This is a genomic window from Mycolicibacterium lutetiense (assembly GCF_017876775.1).
In the GTDB taxonomy this organism is placed as follows: Bacteria; Actinomycetota; Actinomycetes; order Mycobacteriales; family Mycobacteriaceae; genus Mycobacterium; species Mycobacterium lutetiense.
This window is the reverse complement of the sequence record NZ_JAGIOP010000002.1, coordinates 771561-796537: the sequence shown is the minus strand read 5'-3', so window position 1 is coordinate 796537 and position 24977 is coordinate 771561. Positions and strand designations below refer to the sequence as shown.

The following is a 24977-nucleotide window of genomic DNA, read 5'->3' as shown; positions in this document are numbered from 1 at the left end:
GACGTCCTTTAACGATCCGTCCCGAGAGGCGGAGAAGGAGGTCAGGGTCACCTCATGGGCTCTTCAGGTACCGACCGGGAATTGTTGTCTGCGTCGGACGTCGGCCGCACCATTTCCCGGATCGCTCACCAGATCATCGAGAAGACCGCTCTCGATGATCCCGCCGAACGTCAGCGGGTCGTTCTCCTGGGTATCCCCACGCGCGGTGTGACGTTAGCCACCCGCCTGGCGGAAAAGATCAACGAGTTCGCCGATGTGGCCTTGCCGGTCGGCGCCCTGGATATCACGCTCTACCGCGACGACCTCAACTTCAAGCCACCGCGACCACTGGCGTCCACCTCGATCCCGCCCGGCGGCATCGATGACGCAGTGGTGATCCTCGTCGACGACGTCCTGTATTCCGGGCGCTCGGTGCGCTCGGCGCTGGATGCGCTCCGCGACATCGGCCGTCCACGGGTGGTGCAGCTCGCGGTGCTGGTCGACCGCGGTCACCGGGAACTGCCGGTCCGCGCCGATTACGTCGGCAAGAACGTGCCGACCTCGCGTAGCGAGAGTGTCCATGTGCTGCTGGCCGAGGACGACGACCGTGATGGGGTGGTGATCTCGAAATGACGACGCGTCATCTCCTGGCGGCGGCGGACCTCAGCCGTGACGACGCGACGGCGATCCTCGACGACGCCGATCGTTTCCGCGAGGCGCTGCTGGGCCGTGAGGTCAAGAAGCTGCCCACGCTGCGCGGCCGCACCGTCATCACCATGTTCTATGAGAACTCCACCCGGACCAGGGTGTCGTTCGAGGTCGCGGGCAAGTGGATGAGCGCCGACGTGATCAACGTCAGCGCGTCGGGATCCTCGGTGGTCAAAGGGGAATCGCTGCGCGATACCGCGCTGACCCTGCGCGCCGCCGGCGCCGACGCCCTGATCATCCGCCACCCCGCGTCGGGCGCCGCGCAACAGCTCGCCGAGTGGACCGCCGAGGACGGGGGCGGGGGGCCCAGCGTGATCAACGCAGGTGACGGCACTCATGAGCATCCGACCCAGGCCCTGCTCGACGCGTTGACCATCCGTCAACGGCTGGGCTCCATCGAGGGCAGGCGCGTGGTGATCGTCGGCGACGTGCTGCACAGCCGCGTGGCCCGGTCGAATGTGTCGCTGCTGACCACCCTCGGTGCCGAGGTGGTCCTGGTGGCGCCGCCGACGCTGCTGCCGGTAGGGGTGTCCGGATGGCCGGTCACGGTGTCGCATGACCTGGATGCGGAGTTGCCCGCGGCCGATGCGGTGTTGATGCTGCGCGTGCAGGCCGAGCGGATGAACGGTGCCTTCTTCCCGTCGGCCCGCGAGTACTCGGTGCGGTACGGATTGTCCGAGAAGCGTCAGGCCATGCTGCCCGGCAACGCCGTGGTGCTGCACCCGGGCCCGATGCTGCGCGGCATGGAGATCGCGTTTCCGGTTGCTGATTCTTCGCAATCAGCTGTTCTGCAACAGGTTTCAAATGGTGTCCACGTGCGGATGGCGGTGCTGTTCCATCTGCTGGTTGGCGCGGACCGGGAGGCGATCAGCGTATGACGAAACACATCGCAGACTCGAATCCGCCGGTGCTCATTCGCGGTGTGCGCCTCTACGGTGAGGGCGACGCGCTCGACGTGTTGATCGCCGACGGGCAGATTGCCGAGATCGGTTCCGCCCTTGGTCTTCCCGATGATGCCGAGGTGATCGACGCCGCCGGCCACGTGCTGCTGCCGGGCTTCGTCGACCTGCACACCCATCTGCGCGAGCCGGGCCGCGAGTACGCCGAGGACATCGAAACCGGTTCGGCGGCAGCGGCCCTCGGTGGCTACACCGCCGTGTTCGCGATGGCCAACACCGATCCTGTCGCCGATTCCGCCGTGGTCACCGACCACGTCTGGAACCGTGGCCAGCAGGTGGGCCTGGTCGACGTGCATCCGGTCGGTGCGGTCACGGTGGGCCTGGAAGGTAAGCAGCTCACCGAGATGGGCTTGATGGCCGATGGTGTCGGCCAGGTGCGGATGTTCTCCGACGACGGTCTGTGCGTCGATGACCCGCTGGTGATGCGGCGGGCGCTGGAATACGCCACCGGACTCGGCGTGCTCATCGCCCAGCACGCCGAAGAGCCGCGGCTGACCGTCGGCGCGGTTGCCCATGAAGGGCCCACCGCCGCCCGGCTGGGCTTGGCAGGTTGGCCTCGCGCGGCCGAGGAGTCGATCGTCGCGCGCGACGCGATCCTGGCCCGCGATGCCGGTGCTCGGGTGCACATCTGCCACGCGTCAACCGCCGGCACCGTGGAATTGCTGAAATGGGCCAAAGCGCAGGGTATTTCGATCACCGCCGAGGTGACCCCGCACCACCTGCTGCTCGATGACGGCCGGTTGGCCAGCTACGACGGACGTAACCGGGTCAACCCGCCGCTGCGGGAATCCAGCGACGCCGAGGCCCTGCGTCAGGCCTTGGCCGACGGGGTGATCGACTGTGTCGCCACCGATCACGCACCGCATGCCGAGCACGAGAAGTGCTGCGAATTCTCGGTCGCCCGCCCGGGCATGCTCGGCCTGCAGACCGCGCTGTCGGTGGTAGCCGAGACCATGGTGCGTCCCGGTCTGCTGACCTGGCGCGGCGTGGCCAAGGTGATGAGCGAGGCACCGGCCGCCATCGTCGGCCTGCCCGATCAGGGCCGGCCGCTGGAGGTGGGCGAGCCCGCCAACCTCACGGTGATCGATCCCGACGCGAGCTGGACGGTCGAAGGTGACGGGCTGGCAAGCCGGTCGGACAACACGCCCTTCGAGTCGATGACTCTGCCGGCGACGGTCACCGCCACGCTGCTGCGCGGCAAGATCACCGCGCTGCACGGGAAGTCGGGATCCGCTTCGGCGGGCAGGAGCACAGCGACCCGGGGGTCAGCGCTGTGAACACCCCCACCCTGATCGCATCGCTGATACTGGCCGGCCTGCTGGCCGTGCTGATCGCGTTCCTGATCCGCCAGATGATGCGCGGCTGGTTGCATCGGGCCCAGCGCCAGGCCGAACTGATCGGCAACCTACCGGCCCTGCCCGACACCGTCAGCGCGTCGATCATCCCGCCGATGAAGGGCATGTACGTCGGCAGCACGGTGGTGCCGCACTGGAACGACAAGGTGGCCGCGGGCAGCCTGGGCTTCCGGGCCAAGGCCGTGCTGACCCGCTACCCCGAGGGAATCATGTTGCAGCGCAGCGGGGCCGGCCCGGTCTGGATTCCCGCCGAGTCGGTCACCGCGATCAGGACCGAGCGCGGAATCGCAGGCAAGGCACTGACTTACGACGGAATTCTGGCCATCAGGTGGCGGCTGCCTTCGGGCACCGAGATCGACACCGGGTTCCGCGCCGACAATCGCGCAGAGTACGACCGCTGGCTGGAGGAAGACGAATGACGAGCAACAAGAGCAATGAGAAGGCGGTCCTGGTACTTGAGGACGGACGCGTCTTCACCGGCACCACCTTCGGAGCGGTCGGGCAGACCCTCGGTGAAGCGGTGTTCTCCACCGGCATGTCGGGCTACCAGGAAACGCTCACCGACCCCAGCTACCACGGCCAGATCGTGGTCGCCACGGCACCGCAGATCGGCAACACCGGCTGGAACACCGAGGACGGCGAAAGCCGCGACGACAAGATCTGGGTGGCCGGGTACGCCGTGCGTGACCCCTCGCCGCGGGCATCGAACTGGCGTGCCAGTGGGACGCTCGACGACGAGTTGATCCGCCAGGGCATCGTGGGCATCGCGGGAATCGACACCCGGGCGGTGGTGCGCCACCTGCGTACCCGCGGGTCGATGAAGGCCGGGGTGTTCTCCGGCGACGCGTTAGCCGCGACAGACGAGCTGGTGGCCCGAGTTCTCGACCAGCCTTCGATGCTGGGCGCCGACCTGGCCGGGCAGGTCAGCACGGGGAGCCCGTACGTTGTGGAACCCGAAGGCGGCCACCGGTTCACCGTCGCAGCGATCGACCTGGGCATCAAGACGAACACGCCGCGCAACTTCGCCCGGCGCGGGATCCGCAGCCACGTGCTGCCGTCATCGGCGACCTTCGATCAGATCGCCGACCTCAAGCCGGACGGGGTGTTCCTGTCCAACGGCCCCGGTGATCCGGCGACCGCCGACCAGATCGTGGCGGTGACCCGTGAGGTCCTTGGCGCCGGAATCCCGTTGTTCGGCATCTGCTTCGGTAACCAGATCCTGGGCCGCGCCCTGGGTCGGTCCACCTACAAGATGGTGTTCGGCCACCGTGGCATCAACATCCCGGTGATCGACCACATCACCGGGCGGGTCGCGATCACCGCCCAGAACCACGGTTTCGCCCTGGAAGGTGAAGCGGGGGAGCAGTTCGACACGCCCTTCGGCACCGCCGAGGTCAGCCATACCTGCGCCAACGACGGTGTGGTGGAAGGCATCCGACTGGCCGACGGGCGAGCGTTCTCGGTCCAGTACCACCCGGAAGCCGCGGCCGGACCACACGACGCGGAATACCTGTTCGACCAGTTCGTCGACCTGATGGCAGGAGAGAAGTAAATGCCACGTCGCTCAGATCTCAAGCACGTGCTGGTGATCGGGTCCGGCCCGATCGTCATCGGCCAGGCCTGTGAGTTCGACTATTCGGGCACTCAGGCCTGCCGCGTGCTGCGCGCCGAGGGCCTGCAGGTCAGCCTGATCAACTCGAATCCGGCGACGATCATGACGGATCCGGAGTACGCCGACCACACCTACGTCGAGCCGATCACCGCGGCGTTCGTGGAGAAGGTCCTGGCCCAGCAGGCCGAGCGGGGCAACAAGATCGACGCCGTGCTGGCCACCCTGGGTGGACAGACCGCGCTGAACACCGCCGTCGCCCTGCACGACCAGGGCATCCTGGAGCGCTACGGCGTCGAGATGATCGGCGCCGATTTCGACGCGATCCAGCGCGGTGAGGACCGGCAGAAGTTCAAGGACATCGTCGCCAAGGTCGGTGGCGAGTCCGCGAAGTCGCGAGTCTGCTTCACGATGGACGAGGTCCGTGAGACGGTCGGCGAGCTGGGCCTGCCCGTCGTGGTGCGTCCGTCCTTCACCATGGGCGGGCTGGGCTCGGGCATGGCGTACTCGGCCGAGGACGTCGAGCGGATGGCCGGTGAGGGCCTGGCTGCCTCGCCGACCGCGAACGTGCTCATCGAGGAATCGATCTATGGCTGGAAGGAATTCGAGCTCGAGCTGATGCGCGACCACCGCGACAACGTGGTGGTGGTCTGCTCGATCGAGAACTTCGACCCGATGGGCGTGCACACCGGTGACTCGGTGACCGTCGCCCCGGCGATGACGCTGACCGACCGCGAGTACCAGATCATGCGCGATCTCGGCATCGCCATCCTGCGCGAAGTGGGTGTGGACACGGGTGGCTGCAACATCCAGTTCGCGATCAACCCACGCGACGGTCGCCTGATCGTCATCGAGATGAACCCACGTGTGTCGCGGTCGAGTGCGCTGGCCTCGAAGGCGACGGGCTTCCCGATCGCCAAGATCGCCGCGAAGCTGGCCATCGGCTACACCCTCGACGAGATCGTCAACGACATCACGAAGGAAACCCCGGCCTGCTTCGAGCCCACATTGGACTACGTCGTCGTCAAGGCGCCGCGGTTCGCCTTCGAGAAGTTCCCCGGCGCCGACGCCACGCTGACCACCACGATGAAGTCGGTCGGTGAGGCGATGTCGTTGGGCCGCAACTTCATCGAAGCGCTCGGCAAGGTGATGCGGTCGCTGGAGACCAGCCGGGCCGGATTCTGGACCGGCCCGGATCCCGATCTGACGGTCGACCAGCTGTTGACCGGTCTGCGCACCGCGGTCGACGGCAGGCTCTACGACATCGAACATGCACTGCGGCTGGGGGCCAGCGTCGAGCAGGTGGCCGAGGCCTCCGGCGTCGACCCGTGGTTCATCGAGCAGATCGCCGGTCTGGTCGCGCTGCGCGCCGAACTGCTCGAAGCGCCGGTGCTTGATGCCGAGCTGCTGCGGCGGGCCAAGCACAGCGGGCTCTCGGACCGTCAGGTCGCCGCGTTGCGACCGGAACTGGCCGGCGAGTCGGGGGTGCGGGCGCTGCGTCGCCGGCTCGACATCCACCCGGTGTACAAGACCGTCGACACCTGCGCGGCCGAGTTCGACGCCAAGACGCCGTACCACTACAGCAGCTACGAGCTCGACCCCGCCGCCGAGACCGAAGTGGCCCCGCAGACCGAGAAGCCCAAGGTGTTGATCCTGGGTTCGGGGCCGAACCGGATCGGCCAGGGCATCGAATTCGATTACAGCTGTGTGCATGCCGCGACCACGCTCAGTGCGGTCGGGTTCGAAACCGTGATGGTCAACTGCAACCCCGAGACGGTGTCCACCGACTACGACACTGCCGACCGGTTGTACTTCGAGCCGCTCACGTTCGAGGACGTGCTGGAGGTCTACCACGCAGAGGACGCCTCGGGTAAGGGCGAGGACGGAACCGGTCCCGGCGTCGCCGGGGTGATCGTGCAGCTCGGCGGCCAGACGCCGCTGGGCCTGGCCAAGCGCCTAGAAGACGCGGGAGTCCCGATTGTGGGCACCGGGCCCGACGCCATCGACCTGGCCGAGGACCGCGGACTTTTCGGCGAGGTTCTGGTCAACGCCGGACTGCCGGCCCCGAAGTTCGGTACCGCCACCAGCTTCGAGCAGGCCCGGCGGATCGCCTCCGACATCGGTTACCCCGTGCTGGTGCGCCCGTCGTACGTGCTGGGCGGTCGCGGCATGGAGATCGTCTACGACGAGGCCACCCTGGAGGGCTACATCACCCGTGCCACCCAGCTGTCCCCGGAACACCCGGTGCTGGTCGACCGGTTCCTTGAGGACGCGATCGAGATCGACGTCGACGCGCTGTGTGACGGCAACGAGGTGTACATCGGCGGCATCATGGAGCACATCGAGGAGGCCGGTATCCACTCCGGCGACTCGGCATGCGCGCTGCCCCCGGTGACGTTGGGCCGCAGCGACATCGAAGCGGTGCGCCGCGCGACCGAGGCCATTGCCCACGGCATCGGCGTGGTAGGTCTGCTCAACGTCCAATACGCACTCAAGGACGATGTGCTCTACGTGTTGGAGGCCAACCCGCGCGCCAGCCGTACGGTGCCGTTCGTGTCCAAGGCCACCGCGGTGCCGCTGGCCAAGGCCTGTGCCCGGGTGATGCTGGGCGCCACCATCGCCGAGTTGCGTGCCGAGGGTCTTCTGAACAAGACCGGCGACGGGGCGGCCATCGCCCGCAACGCCCCGGTGGCGGTCAAGGAAGCCGTGCTGCCGTTCCACCGGTTCCGCCGGGCTGACGGTGCCCAGGTCGACTCGCTGCTGGGACCGGAGATGAAGTCGACCGGCGAGGTGATGGGTATCGACCACGACTTCGGTACCGCGTTCGCCAAGAGCCAGACCGCGGCCTATGGGTCGCTGCCGACCTCGGGAACCGTCTTCGTGTCGGTGGCCAACCGCGACAAGCGTTCGCTGGTGTTCCCGGTCAAGCGGCTGGCTGATCTCGGATTCCGGGTGCTGGCCACCGAGGGTACCGCAGAGATGTTGCGTCGCAACGGTATTCCCTGCGACGAGGTGCGCAAGCACTCAGAACAGCCGAGTGGAGGCGACGACCGTCCCCTGCCGTCCTCCGTCGACGCCATCAAGGCAGGCGAGGTCGACATGGTGATCAATACGCCGTACGGAAATGCCGGGCCGCGTGTCGACGGTTACGAGATCCGTTCGGCCGCAGTGTCGATGAACATCCCGTGCGTGACGACGGTGCAGGGCGCCTCGGCTGCGGTGCAGGGCATCGAGGCGGCCATCCGCGGCGACATCGGTGTGATGTCACTACAGGAGCTGCACAGCGAGCTGGAATCGCGCTGACGATGGACGCTTTCGGGCAACGGTTGGCCGCCGCAGTATCGGAGCGGGGGCCGCTGTGCCCCGGCATCGATCCGCATCCCGAACTGCTGCGGGCGTGGGGTCTCTCCACCGACGCTGACGGTCTGGCCGCGTTCAGCGACATCTGTGTGACGGCGTTCGCCGGATTCGCGATGGTCAAGCCGCAGGTGGCGTTCTTCGAGGCCTACGGCTCAGCGGGTTTTGCGGTGCTGGAACGCACGATGTCGGCGCTGCGCGAGGCCGGAGTATTGGTGCTGGCAGACGCCAAGCGTGGGGATATCGGCTCGACGATGGCTGCCTACGCGGCGGCCTGGGCCGGAGATTCACCGCTGGCGGCCGACGCCGTGACCGCGTCGCCGTATCTGGGTTTCGGTTCGTTGCAGCCCCTGCTGGACGTCGCCGCGGCAAACGGTCGTGGAGTGTTCGTGCTGGCCGCCACCTCCAACCCGGAGGGGGCCAGTGTGCAGCGCGCGATGGCCGGGTCACGCACCGTGGCGCAGTCCGTCGTCGACGATGTGGCCTCCGTCAATCGAGCCGCAGGCACACCCACCGGCTCGGTCGGTGTGGTGGTCGGGGCGACGGTGACCGAACTGCCCGATCTCAGCGCGCTGGGTGGGCCGGTGCTGGTGCCCGGTGTCGGGGCCCAAGGTGGGCGTGCCGACGCACTGGGCGGGTTCGGAGGGGCCGAATTGGTGCTGCCCACGGTCTCGCGTGAGGTGCTCCGGGCGGGCCCGGCGGTAGCCGAGGTGCGCGCGGCGGCCGAACGCCTCCGCGACGAGGTCGCCTATCTCGCCTGACGGCTACGAAGCGTTCGGGCCTTCCTGCATCGTTTTCCACACCTTGGTCGTGCTCGCCGAGGTGGTTTCAAGCGAGCTACCACGACCCAGGCGTAGAAAACGGTGAGAGGGTCGAGAAGCGCTTGCTCCCAACCAATGTGGTCAATGCGCAGCCAGGTGTACTGCGGTCGAGCGAATCACAACGGAATCCAGATTCCGAAGAACCAGAAGCCCCACGCGTTGTAGCCCGGATCGAAGATCGGTGTCACCCAACTGCCGTTGTAGCTGAACGGCTGGTGGTCGAATCGGCCCTGGTCCATGCCGCGCCAGGCGAGGCCTGGGGGAGGCGGGCCCCAGTGCTGGCCGTGGTCACCGGGGCCTCCCGGGCCACCTGGCCATCCAGGTCCTTCTGGGCCGCGGTCACCGGGTCGGCCGGGGCCACCTGGCCCGCGGTCGCCGGGACCTCCACCGGGTCCGCCGGGCCCCTGGCAGGTGCCCATGGGGCATGGCGGTCCAGGTTGCGCGTTGGCAAGGCCGATACCTGCGGTCAAAGCCGCCGCACCGAGAGCGGCCATCATCACGGACCTGCTGGTCAGGCGCTTGAAATTCATTTTTAGCTTCCCTTCGGGAGAGTCAGTGTCACTCAGTGATCCCCGACCACAGCAGGCTATGAAGGTCGTCTATGTATTGGCTATGGCAGCCATGTGTTTGCCTTAGGCGCCCGCCCGGTAGCCCCGTTGCGCAGCGCAAACACCAGAAAGTTGCAGATATATCTGCACGAGCGTCAGTTATGGGCCCGATCCGGGGCTTTGGCTGCATAAGTCGAGCGTGTGAGGCGTATCAACGGAGCCTCAATTGATGTGTGCGTCGCTGCCACGACACGCCCGACACGCCGTGACCAGCGAAAATTTTCTCGAATACCCGGTGGTAACCAGGTCCGGGGGTGCCCCCACCGGTGTCAGTGGCCACGGTAGTTAGCTGTCTGTGGCTCGAAAAGCATTGACATGCAGGAATATCCGGTTCGATGCGGCGTCGTGGGCGATGCTGGGCGACCGATTCGGGGAAAATCCGCAGGCTGCCGGAGCGCACTACACGCTGGGCTTTTAGCGCCGTTACCAGGGGGTGGGGTTAGCGTTAGTCGGCCAGCGTGGGTAGGTTCGTCGTCGCTGGCTGGTTTGCACTCCAGCCGTAAAAAACAAGTGATGGCCGAAGAGAAAACGCCAGGAGACGGAGGAAACCGTGGCACTTCCCCAGTTGACCGACGAGCAGCGCGCGGCAGCGTTGGAGAAGGCTGCTGCCGCACGTCGTATTCGTGCCGAGCTCAAAGATCGGCTCAAGCGCGGCGGCACCAACCTCAAGCAGGTGCTTACCGACGCCGAGACCGATGAGGTCTTGGGCAAGATGAAGGTTTCCGCACTGCTGGAAGCCCTGCCCAAGGTCGGCAAGGTCAAGGCGCAGGAAATCATGACCGAGCTGGAGATCGCCCCGACGCGCCGTCTGCGCGGCCTCGGCGATCGTCAGCGCAAGGCCCTCCTGGAGAAGTTCGACCAGTAGAGGCTTCCGCATTGAGCGCTGGTAGAGGGGCTGGGCAACACACAGCGACGGCTCCGGTCGTCGTGTTGTCCGGCCCCTCCGCCGTCGGGAAGTCCACTGTGGTCCGCTGTCTGAGGGAGCGGCTTCCCGACCTATTTTTCTCCGTCTCGGTCACGACCAGGGCACCGCGACCGGGCGAGGTCGACGGCGTCGACTACACATTCGTGTCCAAAGAGCAGTTTCAGCAGCTCATCGATGACGGTGAGCTGCTCGAATGGGCCGATATCCACGGCGGTTTGCAACGCTCGGGGACGCCGGCCCAGCCGGTTCGGGATGCCACCCGTGCCGGGCGCCCGGTGCTGATCGAGGTGGATCTGGCCGGGGCGCGGGCCGTCAAGCAGGCCATGCCCGAGGTGGTGTCGGTGTTCCTGGCGCCGCCGAGTTGGGATGAACTGGTCGCCCGGTTGTCCGGCCGAGGCACCGAGACGCCCGAGGTCATGGCCAGGCGTTTGGAGACGGCGCGGGCCGAAATGGCCGCAAAATCGGACTTTGACCAGGTTGTGGTGAACCGCCAGTTGGATACCGCATGCGCTGAATTGGTATCCTTGCTGGTGCACAGCCGCTGACTCATCGTGGCGGGACCGGCGCGATCGGATCCGCGAGCCACCAGCAGGCTGTTCAGTAACCGCATTCACGCAACCGCCAGGAGACTTTTTCGTGAGCACCCCGCACGCCGATGCGCAGCTGGCCGCTGCGGACGACATCGATTCGTCCGTCGCCAGCGCCTACGACACGCCGCTGGGCATCACCAACCCGCCCATCGACGAGTTGCTGGACCGCGCGTCGAGCAAGTACGCGCTGGTGATCTACGCCGCCAAGCGGGCGCGACAGATCAACGATTACTACAACCAGCTCGGCGACGGCATTCTTGAGTACGTCGGCCCCTTGGTCGAGCCCGGTCTGCAGGAGAAGCCGCTGTCGATCGCGATGCGGGAGATCCACGAGGACCTGCTCGAGCACACCGAGGGCGGCGAGTAGCACAGGCCGGGCCGGCACGTGAGCGCCAGTAAGCGAATTGTCGTCGGTGTCGCCGGCGGCATTGCCGCCTACAAGGCGTGCACCCTGGTACGCCAACTCACCGAGGCGGGCCACTCCGTGCGGGTACTTCCGACCGAGTCGGCGTTGCGCTTTGTCGGCGCCGCCACCTTCGAAGCCCTGTCGGGCAATCCGGTACACACCGGCGTCTTCACCGACGTCCACGAGGTACCGCATGTCCGCATCGGGCAGGAGGCCGATCTCGTCGTGGTGGCCCCCGCCACTGCCGACCTGTTGGCGCGTGCCGTGGCCGGCCGTGCCGACGACCTGCTGACCGCCACCCTGCTCACGGCGCGATGTCCGGTGCTGTTCGCCCCGGCGATGCACACCGAGATGTGGTTCCACCCGGCCACCGTCGACAACGTGGCCACCTTGCGCCGCCGGGGTGCGGTGGTGTTGGAACCCGCATCCGGACGGCTCACCGGCGCCGACAGCGGTGCCGGACGCCTACCTGAGGCCGAGGAGATCGCTACTTTCGCGCAGGTGCTGCTGGAGCGGGGCGACGCCCTGCCCTACGACCTGGCCGGCGTCAAGGCCCTGGTGACTGCCGGCGGGACCCGTGAGCCCATCGACCCGGTGCGGTTCATCGGCAATCGCAGCTCCGGCAAGCAGGGATACGCGGTGGCCCGCGTCCTGGCCCAGCGGGGCGCGGAGGTGACCCTTGTCGCCGGAAATACCGCCGGTCTGGTCGATCCGGCCGGCGTCGACGTCGTGCACATCGGGTCAGCCGCGCAATTGCGTGATGCGGTGTCCAAGTACGCGGCCGAATCGAACGTCTTGGTGATGGCCGCGGCTGTCGCGGACTTCCGGCCTGCGCAGGTGGCCACCAGCAAGATGAAGAAGGGCAGCGCGTCGGAGCCCAATTCCATCGACCTCGTCCGCAACGATGACGTGCTCGCCGGAGCGGTCCGCGCCCGGACCGAGGGGCAGTTGCCGAACATGCGGGCCATTGTCGGCTTCGCTGCCGAGACCGGCGATGCCAATGGCGACGTGCTGTTCCACGCCAGGGCCAAACTTCAGCGCAAGGGATGCGACCTGCTGGTGGTGAATGCCGTGGGGGAGAACCGTGCGTTCGAGGTGGACCACAACGACGGTTGGTTACTGAGCGCCGACGGCGCCGAGGCCGCATTGGAACACGGTTCGAAGACTCTGATGGCCACCCGTATCGTGGACGCGATCGGGGCGTTCCTCGGCACGCACGACGGGTGACGCGACGGTACGTACCAATGTGCGGATAAGGGTTGCGCATCGGCGTCCCACGCGCTTGGGTGCAACAGGGCATGGATATCATTCGTCTAACTAAGTAGTTCTGAGACTGAAAAACTTTTTCAGATCGGCAAGGAAGGAAGCAGACCGTGAGCCAAGGTCGCCTGTTTACCAGTGAGTCGGTAACCGAAGGACACCCCGACAAGATCTGTGATGCGATCAGCGACTCGGTGCTCGACGCGCTGCTGGAGCAGGATCCCAAGTCGCGGGTCGCGGTGGAGACGCTGGTCACCACCGGTCAGGTACACGTCGCCGGCGAGGTCACGACCTCCGCCTATGCAGACATCCCCAAGATCGTGCGTGACCGCATCCTGGATATCGGCTACGACTCGTCGACCAAGGGCTTCGACGGCGCCTCGTGCGGTGTGAACATCGCCATCGGCGCGCAGTCACCCGACATCGCCCAGGGTGTGGACACCGCCCACGAGGCCCGCGTCGAAGGCGCCGGCGATCCGTTGGACGCCCAGGGCGCCGGCGACCAGGGCCTGATGTTCGGCTACGCCATCGGGGACACCCCTGAGCTGATGCCACTGCCCATCGCACTCGCGCACCGGTTGGCACGGCGCCTCACCGAGGTCCGCAAGAACGGTGTCGTCGACTATCTGCGTCCGGATGGCAAGACCCAGGTCACCATCCAGTACGACGGGAAGACGCCGGTGCGGCTCGACACCGTGGTGCTGTCCACCCAGCACGCCGACGGGATCGACCTGGACGGCACCCTGACCCCGGACATCCGGGAGAAGGTCGTCAACACCGTGCTGGCCGACCTCAACCACGCGACGCTGGACACCTCCGATTTCCGCCTGCTGGTCAACCCGACCGGCAAGTTCGTGCTCGGTGGCCCGATGGGTGACGCCGGTCTGACCGGCCGCAAGATCATCGTCGACACCTACGGTGGCTGGGCCCGCCACGGCGGTGGCGCCTTCTCGGGCAAGGATCCGTCAAAGGTGGACCGTTCGGCCGCGTACGCGACGCGTTGGGTGGCCAAGAATGTCGTCGCCGCCGGGCTGGCCGAGCGCGTCGAGGTCCAGGTGGCCTACGCGATCGGCAAGGCCGCCCCGGTCGGTCTGTTCGTCGAGACCTTCGGCACCGAGACGGTCGATCCGGCCCGCATCGAGAAGGCCATCAGCAGCGTGTTCGATCTGCGCCCCGGCGCGATCATCCGCGACCTGGACCTGCTGCGGCCCATCTACGCCCAGACGGCGGCCTACGGCCACTTCGGGCGCACCGACATCGAGCTGCCCTGGGAGCAGCTCAACAAGGTCGAGGACCTGAAGGCCTCGGTCTAGTCGTCAGACAACAGCCCCCGATCGCTGATCGGGGGCTGTTGCTTTTCTGGGCAGCATCACCGCCAGATCGACGCCATCGTCGTGATCCGTCGGGCGGAACGACCACCGCGTTGATCTCGGCGTGAGTGTGGGTGCCTACGAGGTGAACGCGTAGTCGTCGAGGTCGAAAGTCCGGCTGCGCCAGTACGCCTCGACGGTGGTGGCCGGCCGCAGTGGCACGTCGCCGTTGCGGTCGAAGTAGTAGCTGTTGGCCTGTGAGCAGCTGTCCTGCCAGAAGATCTGGCGGTGACGCTTGCGCATCATCTCGGCGAAGTACCGGTCGTTGGCCTCCTGCCGCACCTCGACGCGGCGGGCCGCACGGCGGTCGGCCTGCGCGATACACCGCACCAGATGGCGGGTTTGGGCCTCGATCAACGCGAAGTACGACGACCCGACGTAGCCGTACGGGCCCATCACCGAGAAGAAGTTCGCGAAGCCGGGGACGCTCACACCTTCGTAGGCCTGCATCCGGTGCTGCTCCCAGAACTCACTCAGCGACTGCCCACTCGACCCCACGATGTCGAAGGGCAGCGCGTCCACATCCATCACCTTGAAGCCGGTCGCCAGGATGAGCACGTCGACGTCATGGGTCTCCCCGTCGGTGGTGGCGACCCCGGACCCGGTGATCTTGTCGATCGGTTCGGTGACCAACCGGACGTTGTCCCGGTTGAAAGTGGCCAGGTAGGTGTTGTGGAAGCCGGGCCGCTTGCATCCCACCGCGTACCGCGGGGTGAGCTTGTCGCGCACCTCGAGATCCCGGACCTGCTGGCGTAGATAGGCCCGTCCGGCCGCGCCCGCCCGCTTGGCGAACGGGTTGATCGTGAAGTACTGCGCCGCCAGCGGGAAGGTGAACTCGACGTACGCCTGGCTGATCAGGCGGTGCAGCGTTCGCCCACCGGGCAGCCGTAGCGCCCAGCGGGCGACCGGCGGGATCGGCACGTCGAACTTCGGGAAGCACCAGATGGGTGTGCGCTGAAAAACGGTGAGCTGCTCCACTTTCGGCGCGATTTCAGGAATGACCTGGACCGCCGAGGCGCCGGTACCGATGATCGCCACCCGTTTGCCGGACAAATCCTGGGTGTGGTCCCAGCGGGCGGTGTGCACGGTGGTCCCGGCGAAGGAGTCGACGCCGTCGATCTCGGGGAGCTTCGGGATGGTCAGCACGCCGCTGGCGTTGATCAGGAACCGGGCTGTGAGCGTGTCGCCGGAATCCAGTTCGAGTCGCCACAGACTCTCGTCGTCATCGAAGACCGCGCGTGCGACGGTGGCGTTGAACCGGATCCGCGGCCGCAGACCGTACTTGTCGACGCAGTTGTCGGCGTAGGCGCGCAACTCGTTTCCCGGGGCGTAGGTACGGGACCAGTTCTGCGACTGCTCGAAGGAGAACTGGTAGGAGAACGACGGGATATCCACGGCCACACCGGGGTAGGTGTTCCAGAACCAGGTCCCGCCGGCCCCGCCGCCGGCCTCCACGATCAGGTAGTCATGCAGGCCGGCCTTGTCCAGCGCGATGGCTGCACCGATACCGGAGAATCCGGCGCCGACGATGAGGGTGTGAAAGTCGGGCATCGGGCCACCTCCCGGTTGCGTCCGCGATCAGGTGGACGCCGTGTTTGGGTCGCACATCCAACGTAACCTCCGGTTCCACCGTATGACCAGGGTCGAGATCGAATACGTTTGGTTGGGGTGGCCACCGTGATCACGCGTCGGAGGGGCGTCGGAGATCTCCGCGCGCAAAGATATCTAGACGTTCTCGGATCCGTTGCACCACTTCAACGGTGACACCCAATGGGGACTCGGTCTGGCACCGCTGCCGCCAGACACGAGCCCCTTGGTGAAATGCTCCGGGCGGGCGAGCTGTCGACCGAGTACATCCAAGCCGCCGGGTTGCCCGACACGATGACCGTCGAGATCCGTAAGCCCGGCGGTGAGCGGTGGGGCGTCGATTGGGTTCGGTACACGGTCGGCCACCCGCATGCGCGGCCTGAGCCGCTCGACGTGCCTATCCCGCCTACTTCCACCAGGAGTGCCATGGCCTCATCGACCGTCGCCTCCCGGCAAGATCCCCACGCATATCACGCTGGAATGATTCGTCTGGGGCGTAGTGGTGTGTGGTCGCGGAATGCTTCGATTGCTGCGGCAACCTCGAAAGGCGTTGTCGTGTATGCGATGTCGTTCCTGTACAGCACCCGGTTGGCAACAGCGTCGAGGTTGAACCCCCAAACCATTGACATGAGGGGGTTGATGAACAATTCGATACCTGTGTCACGGGTGCGTGCCAAAGCGTGGTGGTCGTGACACACACCGTGGTGCGTGTCGACGCCGAACCCGACGCAGACAGCCAGTTTGACCGGCAGGTCGAGTGCGTGCGCGGCCAGCAGGCTGGTGATGTCTTCGACCGGTGTTCCAAGGCCGGCCTGAGTCCAAGAATTATGGCCCGTTGGACGCGTAGTGGTCGATGCAGCGCTGAAGGAGCGCGCGGAATTCTCCGATACTCTGAGTAAGAACCGCGTCGCCCCAACTCAGTTCGGCGCCAATGAAGTCGAGCGTCACCACACCATCTTCGAAATCGACGGTGACAACGATCTCATTTCCACCGAAACATACTGTTTCTGCACTTCCAGCGTCCACGCGTCTATCCAGCTGGTCCAGCATGTGTCGACCATTTGCTTCGGTCATTTCGTAGAACAGAAAGTAATGTGGAATATCGCTGGGCCTAAACGCTTCTACCATGGCTTGCCTCACTCAGCTGCGATTTGGACGGGGGGCCGACAAGTAGGCCGGCGCTACATGACCATCTGGTAAGTACCGCACGTTCAGCATTGGGGACTCACATAGGCCCCAGATCGCCTAAGTCAGTTCCCAGATGTCTTGCAGGTGCTGCCTTGGACTGTGTCCCTGAGCCTCCGAATTCGGTCGCCGCCTGGTTGTGAGCCTGTTGCTGCTTGGCGAGGTCGACCAGTTCGCTGTAGCCCTTGTGTAGCGCCTCAGGGTCTGCGGCGTTTCTCGCCACCCACGAAAGAAGCTGGTCGGCAATAAGATCCACCATCTCGATGCACGATGGGTCCCGCAAATCGAGCATCAGGACATTGTGTTCATTCAGTTCGTGAATATCTCGTCGCGCCTGCCCGTCCGGCAACGTGTCCTCAAGAAAATCGAACAAGAAGCTGGTCATTGAACTTCTCCATGACCAGTCGCCGTCCTGGAGGCGAATGAAACCGCCCATTCCAATTCTCTCTCATGTAATCGCACATCAACGTCGGGGTGTCTTCGAGCTCAGTCCACGGTACCCAGGAAAACCCGTCGCTATCAACCGAAAATAACTGCTGTGAATGCCGTTTGGCTCATTCAATACGACGCAGCGGGTAGGGGCGCGCTGCGCGAGCCTGACCACTTACAACGGACAATCCTCGCTAGGGGTTGACACGCTTGTGGTAGCGGCGCGGTCGGCTAGTCAGATTTCCACCCAGGATGGTTTCGGTCCCCGGGCGGCGTTGAACTCCGCGATCTGCGCGGGGGTCGTGTATGTCATGTACAGACCCTCGCTGTCCCACGCTTGGTAGAAGCGTTCCGCTCGTTCGGGTGGGGCGCAGATCGGTGCCAATTGTTCGATCAGCCCGTTCGGTAGGTACTTGCGGTACATGGTGAACGGTAGCGAGTATCGGGCAGTGCCCATCTCGAATTCGATGAAGGCGTTGGGCATCGGGTCATAGTCGGGACCCTGTGGGTAGTCGCCGGTCAGGTCGCACGTGATCTGGCGCAACGGGCCGGCATATCCGCTGATGCGAGCGAATTCACGCACCATCTCGAATGCGTCGTCGTCGCAGAACTCCTGGTCGGCGAAGAACTCGAGGGGGCGAAACGCTGGATCCCGTTCCTCTGCCAGCGTTTCCAGAACCATCATCACGGAGTGGATACCCATGTCCTCGAATACTTCGGTATGTTCAGCGCACTCGACGACCTCGTCATCGGATACCTCGCCGGGGTCGAGAATCCCGGCAGTTTTCAGCAAGGCCAACGTGGACAGCAGTTGTTCCCGCAGCTCAGGCGCGAGTGGGTGCCGCCACGGGGGCGACTCTGTTTGGTCGAGTGGCGAGAATGCCGGGTCGTCATCGCGGGGTTTGAGAAACTCTTTGTAGGACTGCCGTAGACAGCCGAGACCAATCGCCAGGAGCACCCACGCGAGCAGTTGGTTCGGCATGGGGGTGTTCAGAATCCACCGAATCGCCAGCCAGCTCATATAGATACCGACCCCCAGGTACAGGAACGGACCAATCCAGCCCAGCCAGTACATGCGGTCCAGGACCCTCATCCGCCGCGAGTTCACCGCGCAATCATGCCCGAACGGCGGATACGGATTCGAAGATTCGGGTGCAGCGGCCTGAGTTGATCCGTTTCAGGTCATGTTGCAATGGTTGATGCGGGGGAGGCCGGCGGGTTTGTTCACTCGTCGACGTTGCCCCCTGCATGGCGGCAAGGAACACTTGTCATATGCAGTTCAGGTGTCGTTGCGGGGAACGTGTGTCGACGAATGCGCGCCCTGCGCCAGAAGAGTTCTCCGTCATATCTATCGCTGACGAGGAAGCCGGTCTGGCGTCTTGGACTGCCGCTGCCGCCGAATACGTTGCGGCAGTCCGAAGCGGACGGCGCGATTCCTGGATGGCTCAGCACTTCTCAGATTGGCCGGACGCATCGGACAGCGACGTTCTTTCTTGTCTGTTGGACAGATACCTGCTCCCGTACCAACGACTCGACGTCATCTGTCCTTATTGTGGGCGACTATGGCGGCAAGAGGAACCTGGTGAGCCTGCGCACACGTCGTTCCTTCCGGAACGTTAGGGACCCGCCTGGGCGGAGCCATTTCTGTTGCCCGCAGCCGGTTTTGGCAGCGGCGGTCACTGGGCGGGGAGGAGTCATCAACAGGGTGATATAAGGTTTCAATCCGCGGTCGCGGGGTCGCGCCTCGGGCATTGCGGTGATACTGATGCCGTGACGGCGCGGTCGATGGCATTTCTGCTCGGAGTCCTGTGGGTGGTTTGTGGTGCCTTGATGGCGTTCAACCCGCCGCCGGAGGGGAACAGTCGAGGATCGGTGATCCCGTTTGTGGGCTGGGTGGTGATTGCCGCCGGGATCTACTTTGCGGTGAAATCTCTTCGTCTGCAGTCGGATACGGATATGGGACGTCCTGCCGGGTATGTCAGCGGGGCCACACCTGGCCCGGCGAAGTTGCTGCTGGCGTGCGTGATCGGTGCGATTATGGGCGCTGGGACGGTGTGGTGGGGGATCTCGTCGGGTCTGTTGTCTGTCATTGGACTGGGTGGTGTGATGCTCAGCATGACGGTGTTGGTGCTGCCGCAGTTGGTGACGCAGCTTGGGGCAGCCTCGCAGGCAGGCTCGGATGAGGCAGTCCCACAAGGGTTCGCCGATCCGTATGTGTACGACAAGATCGACTGGCACACCGCTGGTGCCATGGATGCCGGGTTCGACGACGACGAGCAGGCGGCTGTGCCGGCGGCGTTCTTCTACGGTTGGCTGCTGTCGCGGGGACTGTTCAGCGGTGACTACGCCCAGCCGGGTAGCGACATGTTCGACGATTATCAGGCTCGGCGGGTGACCGCACTTGAGCTCTACCGGGAATCTGATGGCTGTTTGGATGAGCGTGACCTGACCGATGAGGGCAATGCCTTCACCCGCAGCTATTACCGTATCGAATCACCCTGCTACTTCGACGACTATGAGGACACGTTGGCCGTCGGACTGCCCTCGCCGTATCACGTGCCCTACACCTGGGAGAACCAGGAACGCATGGACGCAATCATCGGCCAGCGGTACGCCCAGTGGCGCACCGAACACAGTTCGGCCCCGCAGGATCCAAGCCCGGAGGAGCCCCAATGATCCATGCATCCAGAACCGTTCATAGTCCAACCGGCGGTGAAGCCGGCTCCCGAGCAAGCACGGAATTGACCGGCGTGCACAGTGTTTGAAGGATCCGTTCAGGCCTCCATGTCGGTTCTGTTTCGTACACTCCTGGTGCGAACAGGCGCTGTCGCCGGCCGAGCGGGTCGAGCGATCGAAGCTCATTGCGAAGGAGCCGAAGATGTTCCGTGCCACCCTGGGGTTCCCCAGGAAAAGTGGACGCGGTTAGCTTGCTTCCAGGGTGACATTCAGGCTGCGCTCGTAGGTGATGGGTGAGCGCATTCCGATCGCTGAATGCCGACGTTGATGATTGTAGAATCGCATCCAATTGTCAACTGCTGCAATCAATTCAGCCATTGTGGCGAAAGTGTGCCGGTAGTAGTACTCATGTTTGAACGTCGACCACAGCGCCTCCGCGCCGGCGTTATCCCAGCAGATGCCGGTGGCACCCATAGAGCGCCGCAGCCCGTGGGCGCTGGCTGCGGCAGCCATATCGTGGGAGGTGTACTGGGTGCCGCGGTCCGATTGCAGTATGACGCCCTTGACGTGGCCGCCGCGGGTGAACACCGCCCGATCCACCGCGGTGGTCACCAACCCGGTGCGCATGTGGTCATCGACCGCCCAGCCCAAGACGCGGCGCGAATGCTCATCGCGGATCGCGCACAGGTACATGTCGCCTTCCCCGCAGCTCAGGTAGGTGATGTCGGAGGACCACACCGCATCTATACGACCCTGGTCAAACCGGCGGCCGACCAGATCAGGCGGGAACGACGCACAAGGATCGACGACCGTGGTCGTTTTGAAGGTGCGTGGGCTGATGCCCTCGATGCCCAGGTCGGCCATGATCGTTGCGACGGTGTTGACCGATACCCGTTCTCCGGCGTCGTGCAGATCAGCGGTGATCCGCGGCGAGCCGTAGGTGCCGCCGGAGTCCTTGTGGTGGGTCAAGATCTTGACTTCCAGATCCCGGCGTCGTTGGACCCGTGGCGTCGGCTCACTGGCCGACAGCCGGTACCGATGCTTGTAGTAGCCCGAGGTGGACACCCCCAGCAGCTGGGCCATGCGGGTCACGTCGTGGGAGGCGCACTCTGCGGCCATGAGCTCAAACCGGCTCACTTTAGATGCTTGCCCGCAAAGTACGCCGAGGCTTTTTCCAGGAACGCGATGTCCTTTGCCTGCTCGGTGACCTTCACCCGCAGCCGTACCAACTCAGCACGTTCATCCGGTGAAAGCGATTGCCCATCACCAGGATCGGCAACCCCGCCGCCTTCGGCGGCGGCCATCCGTCGCCGCTCCTGGCTCACCCACTTATGCAGCAGGTTCTCATGCAGATTCAGCTCCAGGGCAACCTCAGCCACCGGCCGATTCGAATCGATCACCCGATGCGCGGCCTCCACCCGGTACTCCGGGGTAAACGAACGCCGACGACCAGACATACGAACATCCTTCCAAGGGGACCACCGTCCCGCTATCTCAGATGTCCACTACTTCTGGGGAACCTCACCCCGGGGCAACTGCCCGCAGCCGACGTAGGCGCGTTAGCGGGAATCACCCTGCCGCCTGGCCGGATCGTAGTGACCGAGGAGGGTGCAGGTGCGGCTGTCGCGTGGATCAGCGCCGACGTCCTGCCCGCCGATCAACTCGAGGAGTTGATCCGTGCGCTCGCCGAAGTTTTCCCGCACACCGGGCTGTGGCCGCTGCATGCAGAGGGCTTCCCCAAAGGCCGGCTCGACCAGCCGTGGGCCTTCGGTGAGATGGACGGCCCGGGGGACGAAATCCCCGACGCGCTAGCTGTTTTGACGTGTAACGACGACGAGGATCTGACAGTGCCGGCCGTCACGGAATTGGCGTCCCCACAGCCCGGAACGGACCTGGACGCAGGGGCGCTCGGAATTGGCATAGATGGCAGGCTGCTACTGGTCTCTGTCACCCGGCCCGCCGATGTTCCGGCGGCGTTGGGTTGGTGGGGTGGGACGAATTACGGTTTGTCCGGCGCAGACTTCAGCGCCGTGTTGCGCTCATGGGAGGACCGGTTCGGCGCGGTGCTGATCAGTATCGGGTTCGACACGATGGCGGTGCAGGTGAGCCGTCGCCCGGTGTCAGCGGAGCAACTCGACGCTCTGCTCCGCGAGCACTACGTGTTCTGCCCCGACAATATCGACCAGGGCCTACCGCCAGAGGTGCTCCGCGACGGGCTGGCCGAGTGGAATTTCTGGAGCTTCTGGTGGGACTGAGATCCTGACCCGATCGGCGCCAATGAGCTTCGGCTACGAGTAGCACTGACCCGGTGGATCTTATGGGTACCGATCGACGAAATCGTGGACGGCGTCCAGGATCTCGTCAGGGATCTCCTGTTCGCTATCGGGTAACCGGTCCACGATCGCCGCAAGGGCGGTCTTCATATCGTCGAATTGCCGGCGCGCCTGGGCCTCGCTATTGAGGAAACAGGTGTGCATCATCCATCCGTAGGCCCCGCAGGTGATGGAGTACGGGATCGGCGGCTTCCCATAGCCCTCGCAGTCGCGTTCGAGGGTGATCCGGGCATTTTGGGCGTACTGCTCGTCGAGGACGATCACGCCGTCGTCGGAACCTCGTTGGCCGATCGTTGATCCAGACCCGTACGGGATCCAGATGTCGGTTTGGTCAGTCATCTTGCTGTTCCTGGTTGTTTGTTCGACGGGCATGGCACCGGCCGAATCCTCAACCGCCGCCTTCGGCCACGCGAGCTCGCTCGAACTCCGATTCGAACTCGCGGAAGATCCCGAAGTCACGTTCCAAGATCATCTGTGCCAACCGGCCATCATCGACGATCTGAAGCAGCGGCGCCTTGAGGGCGTCTTCTTGTGCCTTCGCAGTCAGACCCTCCAAGGTGTCACACGTCTTCTGCAGCGCCGCCCCGTCCTGAACGAGTGCGTTCAGAGCGGAGGTCAAGTCCGCATCCGGGGTCTGCGCACTGGCAGGCAATCGGTCGGTCAACGGTTCGCTGACGCTATTGCACATCGCTATCACGGTCGCGCTGTCCTGGTCGCGAAGGGCCTGGGGCAACCCCTTTATCGCTCTGCCCATATCAGCGAGAGCTTGCTTCATATCGCGGCCACCTCCGACCGTCATCCAGGCGAACATCTTTCCCATTGCTGCCTTGTCCGGCGGCGTCGCACCCCACCCTTCAGAGCTGATACTGATGGTGGGGATGAGAAGCGACGTGTCGACCGGCGGCGCATTCGTGGGTGTCGGTGACGTCGTCGCGGACGCCTCTTCGCCTGCGTCGCCGCAACCCGTGAGAAGCGCGCCGAGCACGGCGGAAACGGCCAGGAGCCTCTGCATTCGTGGAAGCGTACTGTGCGCACTCGGCGCCGAGGTACGGAATCACTGACGGTGCTATCACTCCTGGCGCAGGCGTGTCACTTCGATAAGCGGACGCCCCCAGGTCGGAGTTAGTCGTTTGCCGTGGTGGAACTTGCTCGACTTCACGGAGGCCTGAGCGGCTGGATCGCAGGACCACGCCCACCTATTCTATGTCGAATCAGTTTGCGACGGTGGATAACTCGTCAAACAGTTCGTGACCGGAAAGATCACCGAATTCCGGTGACTTGCCGTCCAGGCGACAGGACCCGCCCATCGATCTTTGCTCGGCGTGCCGATGTACTAAGCAAGGCCGATGTTGGGCGGCGCGTCCCGTAGTTGCGCTTCGCGCCGAAGTTCGCTTCGCAAGCCGAATGTCCTGTGAGAGTTTTCAGCCCACGAAAATGTCGGCTTCGGAAATTCAGTTTTGGAGCGATCGATCCGCCCGTTAACTTGGACAAGATGATGGAGCTGACGGTGTTGAGGTGGATCACCATCACTGGACGTGGCCACTTTGCCGAGATCGAACCGGCCCAGCTGGGAGACCAGACAATCAGCGTAGGCGACCACGTCCTGATCGACGGTGCGGAAAAGGTGATCATGGGGATCGAGTTCGTCGATCATCGCGCGCAGCGCATCGCGAATTTCGGTCTGTTGCTGGGAGATCCCCAGTAGCGCTGGCTCTCTCCCAGGGGGCGGTGTGTCGAAGGATCGGCACCGGCCTCGCCTAGGTGGGACCTGAGTTGGTGCGATTCCACGTACGGTCGCTCAGGTTTTGACCCATACTTTGCATTCGATTCCCGTCGGCCTTGCCGAGAGAAAGGCAACTGTGCGCTTTCCTTGGAAGCCTCGAGGCAAGAAAGCGGTCTTGGCGACGGAGGATGCCCGTCACCGTTACGTACGCGAGCTCGTGATCAACGACCTGCAGCGTCGTGGAATGACGGTGCACCCTGCGCCCGGTGATACACCAGGCGACGATCGTTTGGCCACCGACACGGGCACCGTACTGTGGCTGAGCAACATGCACACGCGCTGCCGTGAGGTGCCGATCGATGAGTTGCCTGAGGCAGTGCGTATCGAGGTCGACCAATTCTTGGCTGGGCTGGACGCCCCACCGATGTCGGAGTTGCCCGACGCCGAATTCCTCGCTCAGATGCGGACCCGGCTGATCACGCCGGACACAAGTGGTGATCTGTCATTGGAATATGCCAGACCGGCTTTCGACGGACTCGTGGCCGAGTTACGGCGCGACCTGCCCACCACCGTGCAGACGGTCAGCGACAGTGACGTCGCCGGCCGCGACATCGATTTGGTTTTTCAGATCGGTCAGCGCAACACCGACGCTGAGCCTGCCGATGCTCAAGCACTGGACCATGATGTGTTTGCGTTGTCGGGGGACTCGTTGTTCATCGCATCCAAGGCCCTGAACATGCCGCGGCTGATCGAGACGGTTCTCGATGATGTCGCGCCGTTGGGCGTGCTGTTCAGCGTGCCGCACCGCGGCTTGTTGTTCCTGCACCGAGTGGGAACGTCCACGCTCGAAGCGGCACCGTTCATCGCATCGGCCACCGTCAGTGCGGCTGACAATCCACTTGGCGGGGTCGTCAGCTACAACACCTACTTTTGGTATGGCGGCTCGGTGCAGCCGATCACTCGTATTGACGCGGACAACCAATCCATTGCGCTTCTGGTGGGCGGGCCATTCGCGGACGCCCTCGACCAGGTCGCGGAGCTACCACGCGGGTAGTCGGAGCCGGAGCCCCCGGTCACCGCGACGGGGCAGAGACCAC

The 24977-nt window shown here is 64.7% G+C and carries 25 protein-coding genes; 16 read left to right on the top strand and 9 right to left on the bottom strand.

Annotated elements, in window-relative coordinates:
* Positions 1–54 precede the first annotated feature (54 nt).
* The 7 genes from pyrR to pyrF are packed head-to-tail and all read left to right on the top strand — an operon-like array spanning position 55 to position 8728.
* Positions 55–612 carry a bifunctional pyr operon transcriptional regulator/uracil phosphoribosyltransferase PyrR gene (gene pyrR / locus JOF57_RS13095; RefSeq protein WP_209917045.1) on the top strand — a complete coding sequence of 186 codons (558 nt, stop codon included), beginning with the start codon at positions 55–57 and terminating at the stop codon, positions 610–612.
* Entirely contained in the window at positions 609–1565 is a 957-nt protein-coding gene (locus tag JOF57_RS13090; RefSeq protein ID WP_209917042.1) for an aspartate carbamoyltransferase catalytic subunit, read from the top strand. Before pyrR ends, JOF57_RS13090 begins: the two co-directional genes overlap by 4 nt.
* Positions 1562–2923, top strand: coding sequence for a dihydroorotase (locus tag JOF57_RS13085; protein WP_209917038.1), 1362 nt, complete (start codon positions 1562–1564; stop codon positions 2921–2923). The genes JOF57_RS13090 and JOF57_RS13085 overlap by 4 nt, the downstream gene beginning before the upstream one ends.
* On the top strand, positions 2920–3420 hold the full coding sequence (locus JOF57_RS13080) for a PH-like domain-containing protein (protein WP_209917037.1): 501 nt from the start codon (positions 2920–2922) through the stop codon (positions 3418–3420). The genes JOF57_RS13085 and JOF57_RS13080 overlap by 4 nt, the downstream gene beginning before the upstream one ends.
* Complete coding sequence (gene carA / locus JOF57_RS13075) at positions 3417–4553, top strand: glutamine-hydrolyzing carbamoyl-phosphate synthase small subunit (protein ID WP_209917036.1); 1137 nt, start codon at positions 3417–3419, stop codon at positions 4551–4553. Before JOF57_RS13080 ends, carA begins: the two co-directional genes overlap by 4 nt.
* The gene (gene carB, locus JOF57_RS13070) at positions 4554–7913 is read left to right on the top strand and encodes a carbamoyl-phosphate synthase large subunit (protein WP_209917035.1); all 3360 of its coding nucleotides are present in this window, start codon (positions 4554–4556) and stop codon (positions 7911–7913) included. It begins immediately after the preceding gene.
* Positions 7914–7915: 2 nt separating this feature from the next.
* The gene (gene pyrF, locus JOF57_RS13065; RefSeq protein WP_209917033.1) at positions 7916–8728 is read left to right on the top strand and encodes an orotidine-5'-phosphate decarboxylase; all 813 of its coding nucleotides are present in this window, start codon (positions 7916–7918) and stop codon (positions 8726–8728) included.
* Positions 8729–8904: 176 nt separating this feature from the next.
* Here pyrF and JOF57_RS13060 read toward each other — a convergent pair whose 3' ends face one another.
* Positions 8905–9318, bottom strand: a complete 414-nt coding sequence (locus JOF57_RS13060; RefSeq protein ID WP_209917031.1) for a hypothetical protein — start codon at positions 9316–9318, stop codon at positions 8905–8907.
* Between the two features lie 628 nt (positions 9319–9946).
* Between JOF57_RS13060 and mihF the strand changes: the two genes are divergently transcribed.
* The 5 genes from mihF to metK all read left to right on the top strand — a co-directional run bounded on the left by mihF (position 9947) and on the right by metK (position 13890).
* Positions 9947–10261, top strand: a complete 315-nt coding sequence (mihF, locus tag JOF57_RS13055; protein ID WP_209917030.1) for an integration host factor, actinobacterial type — start codon at positions 9947–9949, stop codon at positions 10259–10261.
* Between the two features lie 11 nt (positions 10262–10272).
* A complete protein-coding gene (gene gmk, locus JOF57_RS13050; protein ID WP_209917028.1) occupies positions 10273–10866 on the top strand; it encodes a guanylate kinase in 594 nt (197 codons plus the stop codon).
* A gap of 91 nt (positions 10867–10957) precedes the next feature.
* Positions 10958–11278 (top strand): DNA-directed RNA polymerase subunit omega, encoded by a 321-nt coding sequence (gene rpoZ / locus JOF57_RS13045; protein ID WP_163661745.1) that lies wholly within the window; start codon positions 10958–10960, stop codon positions 11276–11278.
* 18 nt (positions 11279–11296) lie between these two features.
* Positions 11297–12544, top strand: coding sequence for a bifunctional phosphopantothenoylcysteine decarboxylase/phosphopantothenate--cysteine ligase CoaBC (gene coaBC / locus JOF57_RS13040; RefSeq protein WP_209917026.1), 1248 nt, complete (start codon positions 11297–11299; stop codon positions 12542–12544).
* 146 nt (positions 12545–12690) lie between these two features.
* On the top strand, positions 12691–13890 hold the full coding sequence (metK, locus tag JOF57_RS13035; RefSeq protein ID WP_209917024.1) for a methionine adenosyltransferase: 1200 nt from the start codon (positions 12691–12693) through the stop codon (positions 13888–13890).
* Between the two features lie 135 nt (positions 13891–14025).
* Here the strand turns inward: metK and JOF57_RS13030 are convergent, their stop codons facing one another.
* The 4 genes from JOF57_RS13030 to JOF57_RS13015 form a co-directional block, all read right to left on the bottom strand.
* Positions 14026–15498 (bottom strand): flavin-containing monooxygenase, encoded by a 1473-nt coding sequence (locus JOF57_RS13030; RefSeq protein ID WP_209917021.1) that lies wholly within the window; start codon positions 15496–15498, stop codon positions 14026–14028.
* Between the two features lie 861 nt (positions 15499–16359).
* Entirely contained in the window at positions 16360–16662 is a 303-nt protein-coding gene (locus tag JOF57_RS13025) for a hypothetical protein (RefSeq protein ID WP_209917019.1), read from the bottom strand.
* A 97-nt stretch (positions 16663–16759) separates the two neighbouring features.
* Positions 16760–17104: a hypothetical protein gene (locus JOF57_RS13020; protein ID WP_209917017.1), complete on the bottom strand. Its 345-nt coding sequence runs from the start codon at positions 17102–17104 to the stop codon at positions 16760–16762.
* A 279-nt stretch (positions 17105–17383) separates the two neighbouring features.
* A complete protein-coding gene (locus JOF57_RS13015) occupies positions 17384–18256 on the bottom strand; it encodes a hypothetical protein (RefSeq protein ID WP_209917015.1) in 873 nt (290 codons plus the stop codon).
* Positions 18257–18918: 662 nt separating this feature from the next.
* Between JOF57_RS13015 and JOF57_RS13010 the strand changes: the two genes are divergently transcribed.
* On the top strand, positions 18919–19824 hold the full coding sequence (locus JOF57_RS13010; protein WP_209917013.1) for a DUF308 domain-containing protein: 906 nt from the start codon (positions 18919–18921) through the stop codon (positions 19822–19824).
* 246 nt (positions 19825–20070) lie between these two features.
* On the opposite strand, the gene JOF57_RS13005 is transcribed toward JOF57_RS13010, so the two are convergent.
* Positions 20071–20961, bottom strand: coding sequence for an IS3 family transposase (locus JOF57_RS13005; RefSeq protein WP_209913100.1), 891 nt, complete (start codon positions 20959–20961; stop codon positions 20071–20073).
* On the bottom strand, positions 20958–21281 hold the full coding sequence (locus JOF57_RS13000; protein WP_209915717.1) for a transposase: 324 nt from the start codon (positions 21279–21281) through the stop codon (positions 20958–20960). Before JOF57_RS13000 ends, JOF57_RS13005 begins: the two co-directional genes overlap by 4 nt.
* Before the next feature lie 138 nt (positions 21282–21419).
* Between JOF57_RS13000 and JOF57_RS12995 the strand changes: the two genes are divergently transcribed.
* The gene (locus tag JOF57_RS12995; protein WP_209917011.1) at positions 21420–22079 is read left to right on the top strand and encodes a DUF4253 domain-containing protein; all 660 of its coding nucleotides are present in this window, start codon (positions 21420–21422) and stop codon (positions 22077–22079) included.
* A gap of 60 nt (positions 22080–22139) precedes the next feature.
* Here JOF57_RS12995 and JOF57_RS12990 read toward each other — a convergent pair whose 3' ends face one another.
* Both JOF57_RS12990 and JOF57_RS12985 read right to left on the bottom strand, forming a co-directional pair.
* Positions 22140–22496, bottom strand: coding sequence for a hypothetical protein (locus tag JOF57_RS12990; RefSeq protein WP_209917009.1), 357 nt, complete (start codon positions 22494–22496; stop codon positions 22140–22142).
* 49 nt (positions 22497–22545) lie between these two features.
* Positions 22546–23142, bottom strand: a complete 597-nt coding sequence (locus JOF57_RS12985; RefSeq protein WP_209917007.1) for a hypothetical protein — start codon at positions 23140–23142, stop codon at positions 22546–22548.
* Positions 23143–23649: 507 nt separating this feature from the next.
* Between JOF57_RS12985 and JOF57_RS12980 the strand changes: the two genes are divergently transcribed.
* On the top strand, positions 23650–23862 hold the full coding sequence (locus tag JOF57_RS12980) for a hypothetical protein (protein WP_209917005.1): 213 nt from the start codon (positions 23650–23652) through the stop codon (positions 23860–23862).
* Positions 23863–24055: 193 nt separating this feature from the next.
* Positions 24056–24934 carry a hypothetical protein gene (locus tag JOF57_RS12975; protein WP_209917003.1) on the top strand — a complete coding sequence of 293 codons (879 nt, stop codon included), beginning with the start codon at positions 24056–24058 and terminating at the stop codon, positions 24932–24934.
* Positions 24935–24977 lie beyond the last annotated feature (43 nt).

Excerpts from the sequence above, each read along its gene's own strand:
- pyrR (WP_209917045.1), top strand. The coding sequence starts at position 55 with ATGGGCTCTTCAGGTACCGACCGGGAATTGTTGTCTGCGTCGGACGTC.
- JOF57_RS13090 (WP_209917042.1), top strand. The coding sequence starts at position 609 with ATGACGACGCGTCATCTCCTGGCGGCGGCGGACCTCAGCCGTGACGAC.
- JOF57_RS13085 (WP_209917038.1), top strand. The coding sequence starts at position 1,562 with ATGACGAAACACATCGCAGACTCGAATCCGCCGGTGCTCATTCGCGGT.
- carA (WP_209917036.1), top strand. The coding sequence starts at position 3,417 with ATGACGAGCAACAAGAGCAATGAGAAGGCGGTCCTGGTACTTGAGGAC.
- carB (WP_209917035.1), top strand. The coding sequence starts at position 4,554 with ATGCCACGTCGCTCAGATCTCAAGCACGTGCTGGTGATCGGGTCCGGC.
- pyrF (WP_209917033.1), top strand. The coding sequence starts at position 7,916 with ATGGACGCTTTCGGGCAACGGTTGGCCGCCGCAGTATCGGAGCGGGGG.
- JOF57_RS13060 (WP_209917031.1), bottom strand. The coding sequence starts at position 9,318 with ATGAATTTCAAGCGCCTGACCAGCAGGTCCGTGATGATGGCCGCTCTC.
- JOF57_RS13030 (WP_209917021.1), bottom strand. The coding sequence starts at position 15,498 with ATGCCCGACTTTCACACCCTCATCGTCGGCGCCGGATTCTCCGGTATC.
- JOF57_RS13025 (WP_209917019.1), bottom strand. The coding sequence starts at position 16,662 with ATGGTAGAAGCGTTTAGGCCCAGCGATATTCCACATTACTTTCTGTTC.
- JOF57_RS13020 (WP_209917017.1), bottom strand. The coding sequence starts at position 17,104 with ATGACCAGCTTCTTGTTCGATTTTCTTGAGGACACGTTGCCGGACGGG.
- JOF57_RS13000 (WP_209915717.1), bottom strand. The coding sequence starts at position 21,281 with ATGTCTGGTCGTCGGCGTTCGTTTACCCCGGAGTACCGGGTGGAGGCC.
- JOF57_RS12990 (WP_209917009.1), bottom strand. The coding sequence starts at position 22,496 with ATGACTGACCAAACCGACATCTGGATCCCGTACGGGTCTGGATCAACG.
- JOF57_RS12980 (WP_209917005.1), top strand. The coding sequence starts at position 23,650 with ATGATGGAGCTGACGGTGTTGAGGTGGATCACCATCACTGGACGTGGC.